Genomic DNA, 12,942 nt, shown 5'->3' on the forward strand with positions numbered 1-12,942 from the left:
GGCGCCGAGGAGGGACGGCGCTTCGTCACTCTGCTGCTTGCGAGCGGTCGAAATCACTTGCCGTCTTCCGTTCTTGGCTATTCCGGTCCACGGGGACGGCTGAGCCCGGTTCGCGCGGCAACCCAAACCCCTTGATCAGCGCGTAGACCGCGGGGATGACGATGAGCGTCAGAATGGTGGACGAGATCATGCCGCCGATCATCGGCACGGCGATGCGTTGCATGACCTCCGAGCCGGTACCGGTGCTCCACAAAATCGGTATAAGGCCTGCCATGATGGCGACAACGGTCATCATCTTGGGCCGCACGCGCTCGACCGCACCCAGCATGATGGCCTCGTTCAGATCCCGCCGCGTGAACGGCTTGCCTTCCGCCAACCGTTCGGCGTGAATCTCCTTCATCGCATGATCGAGATAGATCAGCATGATGACGCCGGTCTCGGCAGCGACACCGGCCAGCGCGATGAAGCCTACGGCCACCGCGACGGACATGTTGAAACCAAGCCACCACATCAACCACAATCCGCCGACGAGGGCGAACGGCAGCGACAGCATTACGATTAGCGTCTCGGTCAGCCGGCGGAAGTTCAAGTAGAGCAGCAGGAAGATGATCAGCAGCGTGACAGGCACCACGATCTTCAGCCGCGCGGTGGCGCGCTCAAGGTATTCGAACTGTCCGCTCCAGACGACATAGTTTCCCGGCGGAAATTGTACGCTGGCGGCCACGGCGGCCTTGGCATCGGCAACGTAGCCGCCGAGATCGCGGTCGCGGATGTCGACGAAGATGTAGACCGCGAGTTGGCCGTTTTCGGTCCGGATGGACGTAGGCCCGCGCGTGAGCTTGATCGCTGCAACCTCGCCCAGCGGGACAGTCCCCCCATTCGGCATCGCGACGAGAACATCCCGGGCGATGGATTGCGGGTCGCTACGCAGGTCGCGTGGGTATCGCAGGTTGACGCCGTAACGCTCGCGGCCTTCCACGGTGGTGGTGATCGTCTCTCCGCCGAGTGCCGAAGAGACCGTGTCCTGCACATCGCTGATCATGAGACCGTAGCGCGCAAGCGCCTCCCGGTCAGGGACGACATCGAGGTAATAGCCGCCGATGACCCGTTCGGCGTAAGCGCTCGACGTGCCGGGAACTGCTTTCACGACGGTTTCGATCTGGCGGGCGAGCTTTTCCATTTCCGTCAGGTCTTTTCCCAACACCTTTATGCCGACCGGTGTCCGGATCCCGGTCGCGAGCATGTCGGTACGGGCCTTGATCGGCATGGTCCAGGCGTTGGAGACACCGGGAAACTGCAAAGCCTTGTCCAGTTCGGCGATGAGGCCGTCGACGGTCAGGCCCGCACGCCATTGCGCCTTGGGTTTGAGATTGACGATCGTCTCGAACATTTCGGTCGGCGCGGGGTCGGTCGCCGTTTCGGCGCGTCCCGCCTTCCCGTAGACCGACTCGACTTCCGGAAAGGTCTTGATGACCTTGTTCTGCGTCTGCAGGATTTCCGCCGCCTTGGTCACCGACAGGCCCGGCAACGTCGTCGGCATGTACATCAGCGTGCCCTCGTTGAGGCTCGGCATAAACTCCGTTCCGAGTTGCCGGGCCGGCCAGAGGCTGATCGCCAAGGCGACAAGCGCCAGAAAGATGGTCAGCGTCTTGGCCCTTAGTACGCCGCGGATCATCGGGCGATAGATCCAGATCAGGAACCGGTTGATGGGATTCTTGTGCTCCGGAATGATCTTGCCGCGAATGAACAGAACCATGAGCGCCGGCACCAGCGTGATCGACAGGATCGCCGCCGCCGCCATCGAGAAGGTCTTGGTGAACGCCAGCGGGCTGAACAGCCGGCCCTCCTGCGATTCCATGGTGAAGATCGGCAGAAAGGATACCGTGATGATCAGCAGGCTGAAGAACAGCGCCGGGCCGACCTCGCTTGCAGCCTCGATGAGGACCTCTAGGCGCGGCTTGTCCGGTGGCGCCCGTTCGAGATGCTTGTGGGCATTCTCGATCATCACGATGGCGCCGTCGATCATGGCACCGATGGCGATGGCGATGCCGCCGAGGCTCATGATGTTCGATCCGATGCCGAGCACCTTCATCGCGGCGAAAGCCATCAGGATGCCGATCGGGAGCATCACGATGGCGACGAGCGCGCTGCGCACGTGCAGCAGGAAGACGATGCAGACGAGCGCGACGACGATGCTTTCCTCGGTAAGCGTCCGCTTCAGCGTTTCGATCGCGTCGTGGATCAGGTTCGAACGGTCGTAGACCGGTATGATCTCGACACCCTTCGGAAGCGCCGAAGCCATCTCCCCCAGGCGCGCCTTCACATTGTCGATGACGTCGAGCGCATTCTGTCCGAAGCGTTGCAGTGCGATTCCGCTGGCGACCTCGCCCTCCCCGTTGAGCTCGGTTATGCCGCGGCGTTCGTCCGGGCCGAGTTCGACCCGTGCGACGTCCTTCAGCAGGACCGGCGTGCCCTTGTCGAGCTTCAGCACGATGTTCGATAGGTCGGAGAGGCTCTTGACATACCCCCTGCCCCGCACGACGAATTCGAACTCGGAAAGCTCGACGGTGCGCCCGCCCACGTCCATGTTGCTGCCGCGGACCGCATCGCGCACCTTCGCAAGCGGTATGTCGAGCGATCTCAACCGGTTCGGATCGACGATGATGTTGTATTGCCTGACGAAGCCGCCGACGCTTGCGACCTCGGCCACGCCTTCCGCTTTGGAAATTCCGTATCGGATGGTCCAGTCCTGGATCGACCGCAGATCGGCCAGCGATTTGTCCTTGGACTGCAGCGCGTACTGATAGACCCAGCCGACGCCCGTCGCATCGGGCCCCAACGTCGGCGTCACGCCGGCGGGCAATTTGCGCGCCGCGGCGTTGAGGTATTCCAGCACACGCGAACGCGCCCAGTAGATGTCAGTGCCGTCTTCGAAAATGATGTAGACGAACGAGACGCCGAAGAATGAAAACCCCCGCACCACTTTCGATTTCGGTACGGTGAGCATGGCCGTCGTCAAGGGATAGGTGACCTGGTCTTCGATGACCTGTGGTGCCTGACCTTTGTATTCGGTGTAAACGATGACCTGGGTGTCGGAGAGATCTGGAATCGCGTCGAGCGCCGAGTGCTGCAGGGCATAGACCCCGGCCGCAATAGCGAAGATAGCGCCGATGAAAACGAGCATCAGGTTCCGGGCCGACCAATCGATGAGCCGCGCGATCATTGTGGTTTCTCTCCGGTGTCGAGGCCCTTGAGCGCCGCCTTGAGATTGCTTTCGGCATCGATCAGGAAGTTCGCGGAAGAGACGACCTTGTCGTTTTCGGCGAGCCCTTCCTTGACCTCGACGAGGCCGCCGCCGCGGCGCCCGATCTTCACCGCCCGCGGTTCGAAACGGCCCTCGCCCTTGTCGAGCAGCACAAGCTGCCGCTCGCCGCTGTCGATCACCGCGCTGCTGGATACGGTTACGACTGGAGTTTCCGTCCCCGTGGCAATTTCGACGTCGGCATACATGTCCGGCCGCAGCACGTCGTCCGGGTTGGGTAATTCGATCCTGATCCGCGCGGTCCGCGTTTCCGGTTTCAGGTGCGGATAGATCACAGTGACTTTTCCCGTGAACGGTCGGTTCGGATAGGCGCGCAAACGCACGGTGGCGGTTTGTCCGAGTTCGATGAGCGCAAGATCGCGTTCGGCGACGTCGACCATCACCCAGACGACATCATGGTCGACGATCCTGAAAAGCACGTCTCCGGGCGCTGCACGCATCCCGTTAACGGCCGTCCGCTCCACGACCTCACCGTCCTGCGGCGCAGGCCAGTTCAGGTAGACCGGGACCTCGCGCGTCCGCTCGATGTCGGCAATAAACCCATCGGGCGCACCGAGGTTTTCGAGGCGGCGGCGCGCCCCTTTCAGGGCCTGCCCGCTGATGCCGGCTTCCGGACGGGCGTTAAGGGCCGAGAGATATTCGGCGGCGGCGCTCGACAGGTTCGGGCCGTAGATGCGCATCAACGGCTGGCCCTTGCGGACGTGCGTGCCGGTCGTGACGTTGTCGACGGTGTCGATGAAGCCCTCGAACCGGAGCGAGACGACGGACACGCGCCGCTCGTCCTGCTGTACCGTAGCCGGTGCGCGGACCATCGTATTCAAGGAGCGGCGCTCCGCGACCTCGGTCTGGACACCTGCCTTCTGCAGCTTGCCCGCGCTCACTTTGACCGATGAGTCGTCGTCTTGTTCGCCCTCATATACGGGGAGATAATCCATCCCCATCGAATCCTTTTTCGGCGTCGGCGACGTGTCCGGAAGGCCCATAGGGTTACGATAGAATTTGATCCGCCCGCGTTCGCCGCCCTTCGCAGTCATGGCTTCCGGAGCGTGCTCCTCGAAGCTCACATCTTCGCTGGCGCGGACCGCCGAATATTCCTTGCCCGACGGCGTCTTCTTCGGCGTCATGGAATAATCGGGCGCGCCGTCCGGATCACGGTAGTAGACGATCGGTCCTGTCGCAGCCGGTTGAGCGGAACTTGGCTTTGCCGCTGCGGGAAGTACGGCGGACAGCCATCCTGGAAGCGGAGCGCTCGAACGTCCGACGGCCAATCCGACCACTCCGGCGGCCAGGATCGCCGTAAAGGCTAACAAAGCACCTACTGGCCGTCTCATAGCGAACCTCCGGCCAGACGTTCCATTTCGGCGTATTTCGTTTGAAGTTCTACCTTGAGCTTCAGCAGGTCGAGCTGGACAGCGCGAAGCCTGCGCTCCGCCTCGAAGACCGAGGAAAGATCGGACGTGCCGGCCTGGAAACCGTTCCGCGCATTGTCGAGGGATGATCGTGCAGGCGGCAATTGGCGCGACGCGTAGATCTGCACGACCTTCCGTAGCGCATCGACGCTGAACCATGCGTCGGCGATCTGTCCGTCGACCCGCAGCCGCAGCGCCTCGCTGCGGGCTTGCGCGGCGCCGAGACGCGCGCCCGCCGCCCGCTGTTCGGCGTCCTTGACTTCATAGTGCAGCGGCAGCTTGACGCCGAGCATGAACTCGCCGGTATCCTCGGTCCCGGGCCGCTGCACGTATTTCGCGCCGAGCGTGACGTCGGGATAGTAGTTGAGGTCGGTAAGGGATTTGGTCTGGGCCGCGGAATTGCTCTGGGCTCCGGCCAGCGCCAGCATCGGGTTAGCAGAGCGCGCGAGTGCCTGAACCTGCGCGAGGCTGATTGCCTTGATTGCTCGAAAGCCGGTCGGCGGAGCCAAGGGCGCCAGGGACGGACGGCCGATCAGGGCATTCAGCCTGGCCGCCGCTGCCTTCTGTTCGCCTTGTCGGCGGACGACGTCGCCGTCGGCGGTAGCCGCTTCGATCTCGGCCTTGATGACGTCCTGCCGGTCGACCGATGTCGTGCCGTATCGCGAACGCAACAATCCGAGCGTCTCGTCGTACCGCCGCTTGATTTCGGTGGCGACCCCAACGGCTTCATACGCCGCATTGTATTCGCCATGTGCTGTAATGACCTGCGCGATGAGTTCGGTCACGGTGGCACGGCCTTGGAATTTTGCGGCATCGGCGTCGGCCGTGGCGACGTTGCGCTCGAGGCCGTATTTGCCCCAAAGCTTGAGCTCCTGGTCGATGCCTATGCGGCGCTGTCCCACGCCCTGCCGGTTGACGTCCCAAGCCTCGAGAATGAGGGTCGGGTCAGCCAATACGCCCGCCGTCCCGATCTTGTGAACCGCTGCATCGAACTCGAGCGCGGCCGCCGCCACCGTCGGGTTGAGGCGTTTGGCAACCGCCACGACGCTTTCCGCGGTAGCTCCGGGCAAAGTCTGCTCGGCTGCCAAGGCCGGGGACAACCACAGCAATGCTGCGGTTGCTCGGATTGCGGCGAAGCCAGTGATTCCGGCTGAGCGGATCACGGCGTGGCCTTGATGACGAGCTTGCTTTCAACCGTCCCGGTTTCGCCTTGAACCTTGGCGCCGAGGGACAATTGCCAGCCACCTTCCATAGTTATGGCGGCCTTGAACTTATAGACGCCCGGCTCCGTGCTCGGCATCGCCTCGATCGACGTTTTCATCGTGTCCATGCCGTCCGGAGCCATGTCCAATCTCTTTGCGAAGATCACCGCATCGGGAACCGGCTTGCCGTCGGGCTTGTGGATCAGGCGGACCGAGATGGTTGCGTCCCCCTTCTTGACTGTCTTGTCGACCAGTTGGAATTCGTAGTCCTTGATGTCGGCGCGCGCGAGCGTGGCCGAACCTGCCAAGGAAGCGGCGATCAACGCCGCCCGGAGGGCGGGCGCGAAGGCATACTTCTTCATTTTACAAATCCTCGATGACCCGATGCGCCGCGAACGGCGGCGTGCGTTAACTGCGCGGCCCTGAGACCGCGCAGCAGCAGACGGCGTGGAGACGCCGATCAGATCGCGATTCGAGGGGGATGATCCGGAGGGGAACCGATGAGGCCGTCCGCAATCAAGTCGTCGAGAGGGAAAAGCAGTCGGCTGGTTTGAAAGGAAACTTGGACACCGTCCGTTGGGGATGGTTCGGCCTGCGCGATGGTCAGCATGCACATCGCGACAAGCGGACAATCCCGGCAGTTATTGCTTTTTTGGCCGTCCGGACAGCAAGGCATAGCGTCCGACATCGCGGCCATATCGGTCATCTCAGCGGCAGCCAGACGCTTTGCCGCCGCCGGCGTGACCAGCGGCGCAAAGACGAGCCCTACGATCACGAAGATCGCAAGCATACGACCGATGAGTCGGCGAAGATTCATTGCCTACCATCCCACGGGATAGGGAACTTGGGAAGGACTATCCCTTCACATCTTCGCCAGAGGCGTTTCCAGGCCAAATGAGAGTTATCGGTTAACCAAGAAGCGCTTCAACTCGCGATTTCGGAGCCGATAAACTGCATGAATGACCGCCGGCCGGTGGCCCCGAAAAGGACCACGTCGTACTTCCGGGGGGGGGGCCGCCCTCCATTCCCGGCGATCCCGCCGGCATGCCTGGAACCGCAAGTCCGATGGCGGTTGGCCGTTTCTCCAACAATTGTCGCAAGGCGAAAGCGGGTACATGGCCTTCGATGACGTACCCCCCGATTTCCGCAGTGTGGCACGCTGCAAGGTCGCCCGGCACGCCGAGGCGCTTCCGGACTGCCGGAAGCTGCGCCGTCTCCTGGACAGTGACGGTGAATCCAGCGTCCTTGAGGTGTTGCACCCAACCCGTGCAGCATCCGCAATTCGGATCCTTGTGAACGAGGATGGCTGGCGTCTGCGCCGAGGCGGGATACCCCCGCGCAACCAATCCCGCTGCGAAGATCGCGAGCGCACTTCGCCGAGTCACTGTGCTTAATTTGTACATCTTCTGGACATCCCCTGACGTTCAGCAAGGATCATATCTAGGTCTTCGCGACCGCGGGCCCAAATCCGCGTGATCAGCGTCCCTTTCGCCCTCGGAAACAATCTGCCGGCCATCGGCCTCATGCCGCGAGCAGCTTGCTTTATTTGAGGCTGGCGGTGACCCTCTGCAAAGGATGGCCATTAACCAGTTGTTAACCATCGCAGATGCAAAAGACCATATTGCAGCAGGGAGATTCTTCATGAACGGTCTCGAAGTGATGAGCGCTGCGCACGATGCCATCATCACGGTTGTCGTGATTTCGGCACCCTTGTTGATCGTCGGTACCGTCGTTGGCGTCGCCGTCTCGCTGTTCCAGGCCCTTACGCAAATCCAAGAGCAGACGCTCATTCAAACCCCCAAGATCCTTGCGACATTCGTTACTTTTCTGATCGCGTTGCCCTTCATGGCTGAGACTTCGCATAACCAATTTTTGCGGATGGTCGCGCAAATCAGCATGCCCACCAATTGACTCTTTTGCGCGTGGCCATCCGAGCCGGTCTATGAGCATTCGTTTTCCTGGTGGCTCGGCAAGCTGCGTCTTCGAACGATGTAAGCCGCAAAGCATTCTTTCGCTGCCCTCGTCATCTGGTTGCGTTTGCTCCTCGCGCGCGGCGCAAGCCCCGTAGTGTCCGAACACTCCAGAGGCGCTGGGATTCGGAAATCTGCTACACTCGGTCCAACTGAACCGGCTGATTCGGCGATCGCATGGGCGAGACCACGATTATTCATCTGTCGAGACTGATCGCGCTGGAACGCAGGCTCGACAACGTTGCCAACAACGTCGCCAACGCTGACACGACCGGCTTTCGTGCGCGCCAGCTTTCCTTTCAGGAATATCTCTCGCCGGCGAAGGAGGGCGAAGCCGACGGAAAAAGGGAGCGCCCGGTCTCGTTGGTGAATGCCGGATTCCAGTATCCGGACGTCTCCGGGGGCGCCATTCAACTCACCGGAAATCCTCTCGACGTAGCCATCGTCGGAGACGGCTATTTTGCCGTCCAGACGCCGCAGGGAGAGCGCTACACGCGGGCCGGCGCGCTTACCACCGATGCCACCGGACGCTTGGTCACTATGGAAGGCCAGCCGATCCTTTCCCGGACTGGTCCGATCACGATCGCACCCGAAGAGCGCTCATTGACGATCGCCGCCGACGGCACCATCAGTTCCCGGCAACGGATTCTCGGCAGCCTTCGCCTCGTTCGGTTCGACGGCCCTCTTCAAGCGGTGGGGTCTAACCTATTTCAGAGCCAGACTCCTGCCCTCGATATTCCGACGGGGTCCGTGAAACTGTCGGTCGGCGCTTTGGAGAAATCCAATGTCCAGAACGTCCAGGAGATGAGCCGATTGAGCGAGGTGACCAGGTCCTACGAACAGGTAGGTGGGCTCCTCAAGAATTCGCAGAGCGTCGACGATCTGAACAAGCTAGGAACCGTCCCCGACTGAATCGTCCGCGATATCAGGTTTCTGGATCTCCGGTGAGAAGCGCGATGGCCTCCTGAAGCAAAAGCGAGGGCGGTTGTGTCCGGACCGTTGTCAGCGCGGCTGACGAAGTTCGCCGGCGAGCCAACCCACGGCGTCGGTCTTCATCCTCTTGCGCGCCGTCTCGTCGACGAGATCGACGATTACCGACGGGAACGCGCAACCGGGCCGAAACCGAAATAGTCTTTGTTCGGGGGCGTCTCTAGCGGCCCCTGTTGCTCCCTCCCGAGGGCTGTGGGCCCCAGGAGCCCCCGGTTTCGCAAAGCGTCCGGGATTTGCCGGGCGCACCCTCGCCTGCATCGGAAAGCCTCCCACCGAGGTCGCGGCGGGCCCACAGGCGTATCGGTCGCGCCTTTGCCCGAGTTAGTCGGGTGCAGTGACGTCGTCGCGGGCCGCGGGCTGGCCGCTTAAGGTCGGATCGAAGCGCGCGCGTCCGAATCCCGCCGGCATTGCCAAGGACAGAGTGTCGTAGCTTGCGGTCGGCAAGAGTCAGCAGCCTGAAACATTGCCGGTGGCGTCTTGCGCGGTCGACATGATCGGCCTGATCAGCCGAGCAATCGCCAGGATTCCCTTGATGCCGTTTCCAAAGCGGGCAATGGCGTCGCGGTGGTCCCGCAACTCGCTGTATGGCAGATAACGAAGGTTGAGTTCGGCGACCCGTGAGAACGCCGGCCTGGCAAACTGCGCTCTAACTTCGCCCTCGCGGTCGTCCGGAGCCACGAGGAAGAAGTTGCGCGCTGCGGCACCATCGATGCCCAGCGCAAGGTCGAGCATCCGGACGATGCCGGAATAGATGCTGGTGGTGTGTTCGACTTCGAACGCGGCAGCCACATCGCCGCCTTGTTCGATCCAGAGCACGTGGATGAGACGAATAGCGTCCGCAGCGCCGGCCTCGGCCAAGGCCGCGGGCAAGCGGTCGAGACAGCCGTTCGCCAGCCGCCCGTCCTTGTAGGACCGCGCTCCGTCGTTCGAGGCTATCCACACCTGGAATCCAAGGGCTAAACCCAGGTCCCGCAGCCACCCTTGGATCTCGGTATGGGTATGGTCCGCCTCACGGGCTGCTGCCACCGCTTTCGAAGACGCTGCGGATTCCGCGCGGACCTGATCGAGATCGGACCTCCAGCGATCGAGGGAGCCGTCTTCTTGACGTTCCGGAAGCGGATAGCGTCCGGTGCCGACCTCGAACAGGAACGCCGCCGCGGCTCCGAGATCGTTGGAAAGCAAATTCCGATACTGCGAGTTCAGCGCCAGGACTCCTCGGCGCATGGCGAGATACTGCTCCCAACGGCCCAATTTCACGTCCGCTCCCGTCAGGGCATTGTATCCTCTCACGATGGCGGTGTTGAACGGCGGCGCGATCGTCGGATGCAGGAAATACAGCAGATTTGCGGCTGCGGGACCGAGCCCCTTGATGGTCGCCCGGTCGAGCTTCTGGATCGCTTCGATCACGTGTTCCTCGGTATTGCAGCAAAGACAGGTATCGAGGAAATTCCCGAAGGCCACCTGGTTAGGCCGATTTTCGTAGATGTCCGGGATACGGAGCTTCGGTTTCCACATGAATGCATGGTCGGCGCCCTTGAAGACCTGCCGCTGCTCGGCGATCGAATCCAGCACCGTTTCGAGCGATGAGCCGCGATAGGCGTTTCCGAACGTGTCAGCCTTGATCTCGGCCATCACCTCCTGAAGTCCGCGCCTGATAGATCGGAAATTTTTTATCCGCGCGTCCCACAGAAACCACGTCCGGTACGTCCCCGCCTCGTCATTCCTCCAATGCCGTATAAGATCTCCGACCCAAGCCTGCTCCATTCGCTAAACCACCCGTTCTAACTTCGGCGGCAGGCCATTCGGCCTCGCGCCCGGTACCCGAACTCTCGTTCAAGCTCAACCAATATACCGGACTTATCCCTTTCCGCACAGCTAAGACGACACTTCGGGCTTGTCCTTCCGGTCTACAAACCGGACGCCGATCCGCTTCTCCTTCCGCCAGACCACCCGGCATCGGCGGCCGCCGCCTTCGAGCTCAAGAACAACGGAATCTGGAATTCCGATCGGCGACGCCACCTCGAGCGAGGCACCACTGTCCGAAAGGTTCCGGACGGTACAGCTAATGGCCCCTCCCCCGAAGGAAATCGTCGCGGCCTTCAGGACTTTGTGACGCGGCGCAGACCTGTTGTCGTCTTCCATCCACATCCTCCACCTGTCTTCGGCCGACGATAGGCCGCTGTCGGCTCAGTGTTTGTGTTCACCCTTTTGCTCGGTTGGCATCGACATCCCGGCCCCGGGCTTCTTGCCATTGTTTTCCGGCTTCTTGCCGTCCCCCTTGTCCATGGAACTCCATCTCTTCGTCCGGAGGCGCCCTCGCGACCATGTCCTTGTAGTGCTCGGCAGATAGGCCGGGCAGCTTGGTGACGAATGCGACGATGCTCCAGATGGTCGCATCGTCATGTCCGAGACCCCACGCCGGCATGCCGCTCATTTTCAATCCATGTTTCGTGACCCAGAAAACGGTCTTGGGATCGAAACGCTGTTCGGAAAGATTGGGCGGCTTCGGGTAGAGGCCGGGCCGAATTTCCGAATCCGATTGCTCGGGCGCAAGGTGGCAATTCACGCACATCGCCGCATACTGTCCCGCTCCCTTCAAAACGAGTTGCTCGTCCTGAAGGTCGGGTAGCTCGATCCGGCCGGCGCGTACCGCGATGGAGCGGTTGCGAACGGTCTCCATTACCCTTCGGGTGATTTCCCAATGCGGCGTGTCCGCGCCGACATCGTAGAAGCCGTAGCCCACGTAGAATAGAATTCCGCCAAATAGAGCCACCGCAGCGAGGACCGCAACACCCAACCGTCTCGTCATTTAGCATCCACCTTTTGGTCTGTTGAAGGTTCTCGCCGACGAACGTCAAGTACGGCGGTTCGTTTTGCGGATGACGGCGGCCGGTCCAGCGAACGCGACCAGTTCCGGTAGAAAGCGACGCACGTCATGAGCGCCAAGCCGCCCGCGCTGACCGCGACTTGAGCGGCCAACCCATCCGAATACATTTCAAGGATGAAGTGGCCGACGAACGACAGAAAGATACCGACGCAGAACACTTCGAGGGACCGCTGGCCGCAGACGATCAACGGCTGCAGCGCCGCGGATCGCAGCCCGCTCCAATCGGACGGAACCAGACGAACCACGATGACGGCCACCGCAAGGAAGTGCAGCACCCGGTAAGGCGCGAGGTTCGTCTTGTCGTTCGGGACGAACCATTCGAGCATGCCGGTCGGCAGAAACGCTGTCGTCTCGAAACGGTCAGCGAGCGTCACGACAGCGGCAAAGACGACGAAAGCGATGCTCGCTGCAAGGACGGCACGGGACCGCGCCAGTACCTGCATACGCGCGCGACCGCCCAGGGCCGCCCACGCACCCAGCGTGAACAGAAGCTGCCAGGTGAACGGATTGAAGTACCAGTCGCCGGAAGGATATGCCGAGAAATTCCAACCGAATAGACGTGCAGACAGGTAGACCGAGATCGAAGCCGCCAACGCCGCATTCGGCCACCGCATCATGACGATCAGCAGCGGCGGGAAACCGGCCATCAGAACGATGTAGAGAGGAAGGACATCCAGGTTCAGCGGCTTGAACTTCAGCATCAACCCTTGCGTAAGCGTGGCGACCGGCTGCTCGATGAGGCCGGCGACATTGAATTCGTCGAGAAGGTGCGAATGCCCGTAGCGCTGTGCCACGTAGCCGATCGCCGCGGCGTAGAAGACGAACAGCAGGACGTGGGCGACGTATAGCTGCCAAACGCGCCGCATCAGCAGAGCCGTTCCGGCGAGCATTCCTTGTGCGGATATCCTTCGAGCGTACACGAACGCCGCCGTGTACCCGGAGATGAAGACGAAGATGTCGGCGGCGTCGCTGAAACCGTAGTTTCTCGTCGTCAGCCAAGCGATCGAGTTGTTGGGGATATGGTCGAGAAATATCGCCCAGTTTGCCAGACCGCGAAACAGGTCGAGACGCAGATCCCGCCCTCGCGGCGAAACGGCCTTGGAAGCTGGCATCGAACTCTTGATATTGTCCGACGATGCTGGCTCCGACGAAGCCACTGTCG

Annotated in this window: 10 protein-coding genes and 2 pseudogenes; 2 read left to right on the top strand and 10 right to left on the bottom strand. The window is 61.7% G+C overall.

The annotated features are described in order from the left end of the window. Window positions 1-25 precede the first annotated feature (25 nt). The 6 genes and pseudogenes from JQ507_35300 to JQ507_35325 all read right to left on the bottom strand — a co-directional run bounded on the left by JQ507_35300 (window position 26) and on the right by JQ507_35325 (window position 7,336). Complete coding sequence (locus JQ507_35300) at window positions 26-3,223, bottom strand: efflux RND transporter permease subunit (GenBank protein QRI73768.1); 3,198 nt, start codon at window positions 3,221-3,223, stop codon at window positions 26-28. Further along, window positions 3,220-4,653 carry an efflux RND transporter periplasmic adaptor subunit gene (locus tag JQ507_35305; GenBank protein QRI73658.1) on the bottom strand — a complete coding sequence of 478 codons (1,434 nt, stop codon included), beginning with the start codon at window positions 4,651-4,653 and terminating at the stop codon, window positions 3,220-3,222. Before JQ507_35305 ends, JQ507_35300 begins: the two co-directional genes overlap by 4 nt. Then, window positions 4,650-5,894 (bottom strand): TolC family protein, encoded by a 1,245-nt coding sequence (locus JQ507_35310; GenBank protein ID QRI73659.1) that lies wholly within the window; start codon window positions 5,892-5,894, stop codon window positions 4,650-4,652. The genes JQ507_35305 and JQ507_35310 overlap by 4 nt, the downstream gene beginning before the upstream one ends. Next, window positions 5,891-6,295: a FixH family protein gene (locus tag JQ507_35315; GenBank protein QRI73660.1), complete on the bottom strand. Its 405-nt coding sequence runs from the start codon at window positions 6,293-6,295 to the stop codon at window positions 5,891-5,893. Before JQ507_35315 ends, JQ507_35310 begins: the two co-directional genes overlap by 4 nt. Before the next feature lie 98 nt (window positions 6,296-6,393). Next, window positions 6,394-6,750 carry a hypothetical protein gene (locus tag JQ507_35320; GenBank protein ID QRI73661.1) on the bottom strand — a complete coding sequence of 119 codons (357 nt, stop codon included), beginning with the start codon at window positions 6,748-6,750 and terminating at the stop codon, window positions 6,394-6,396. 107 nt (window positions 6,751-6,857) lie between these two features. Continuing rightward, window positions 6,858-7,336 (bottom strand): annotated as a pseudogene (locus JQ507_35325) (DUF411 domain-containing protein). A 238-nt stretch (window positions 7,337-7,574) separates the two neighbouring features. Between JQ507_35325 and JQ507_35330 the strand changes: the two are divergent. Together JQ507_35330 and flgF are read left to right on the top strand one after the other, a co-directional pair. Then, on the top strand, window positions 7,575-7,844 hold the full coding sequence (locus tag JQ507_35330) for a flagellar biosynthetic protein FliQ (GenBank protein ID QRI73662.1): 270 nt from the start codon (window positions 7,575-7,577) through the stop codon (window positions 7,842-7,844). Between the two features lie 236 nt (window positions 7,845-8,080). Then, window positions 8,081-8,815: a flagellar basal-body rod protein FlgF gene (gene flgF / locus JQ507_35335; protein ID QRI73663.1), complete on the top strand. Its 735-nt coding sequence runs from the start codon at window positions 8,081-8,083 to the stop codon at window positions 8,813-8,815. Window positions 8,816-9,340: 525 nt separating this feature from the next. Here the strand turns inward: flgF and JQ507_35340 are convergent. From JQ507_35340 to JQ507_35355, 4 genes and pseudogenes are all read right to left on the bottom strand, one after another. Then, window positions 9,341-10,657 carry a type II restriction endonuclease gene (locus tag JQ507_35340; GenBank protein ID QRI73664.1) on the bottom strand — a complete coding sequence of 439 codons (1,317 nt, stop codon included), beginning with the start codon at window positions 10,655-10,657 and terminating at the stop codon, window positions 9,341-9,343. Window positions 10,658-10,768: 111 nt separating this feature from the next. Next, complete coding sequence (locus JQ507_35345) at window positions 10,769-11,035, bottom strand: PilZ domain-containing protein (GenBank protein ID QRI73665.1); 267 nt, start codon at window positions 11,033-11,035, stop codon at window positions 10,769-10,771. A 45-nt stretch (window positions 11,036-11,080) separates the two neighbouring features. Beyond that, window positions 11,081-11,702, bottom strand: a pseudogene (locus tag JQ507_35350) (cytochrome c). Next, window positions 11,699-12,892: an OpgC domain-containing protein gene (locus JQ507_35355; GenBank protein ID QRI73666.1), complete on the bottom strand. Its 1,194-nt coding sequence runs from the start codon at window positions 12,890-12,892 to the stop codon at window positions 11,699-11,701. The pseudogene JQ507_35350 and the gene JQ507_35355 overlap by 4 nt, the downstream one beginning before the upstream one ends. Between the last annotated feature and the right edge of the window lie 50 nt (window positions 12,893-12,942).

Source organism: Bradyrhizobium sp. PSBB068 (genome assembly GCA_016839165.1).
Lineage (GTDB): Bacteria > Pseudomonadota > Alphaproteobacteria > Rhizobiales > Xanthobacteraceae > Bradyrhizobium.

Bases quoted from the DNA above. Each gene is read 5' to 3' on its own strand.
- JQ507_35300 (QRI73768.1), bottom strand. From the start codon at position 3,223: ATGATCGCGCGGCTCATCGATTGGTCGGCCCGGAACCTGATGCTCGTT.
- JQ507_35305 (QRI73658.1), bottom strand. From the start codon at position 4,653: ATGAGACGGCCAGTAGGTGCTTTGTTAGCCTTTACGGCGATCCTGGCC.
- JQ507_35315 (QRI73660.1), bottom strand. From the start codon at position 6,295: ATGAAGAAGTATGCCTTCGCGCCCGCCCTCCGGGCGGCGTTGATCGCC.
- JQ507_35320 (QRI73661.1), bottom strand. From the start codon at position 6,750: ATGAATCTTCGCCGACTCATCGGTCGTATGCTTGCGATCTTCGTGATC.
- JQ507_35330 (QRI73662.1), top strand. From the start codon at position 7,575: ATGAACGGTCTCGAAGTGATGAGCGCTGCGCACGATGCCATCATCACG.
- flgF (QRI73663.1), top strand. From the start codon at position 8,081: ATGGGCGAGACCACGATTATTCATCTGTCGAGACTGATCGCGCTGGAA.
- JQ507_35340 (QRI73664.1), bottom strand. From the start codon at position 10,657: ATGGAGCAGGCTTGGGTCGGAGATCTTATACGGCATTGGAGGAATGAC.
- JQ507_35345 (QRI73665.1), bottom strand. From the start codon at position 11,035: ATGGAAGACGACAACAGGTCTGCGCCGCGTCACAAAGTCCTGAAGGCC.
- JQ507_35355 (QRI73666.1), bottom strand. From the start codon at position 12,892: ATGCCAGCTTCCAAGGCCGTTTCGCCGCGAGGGCGGGATCTGCGTCTC.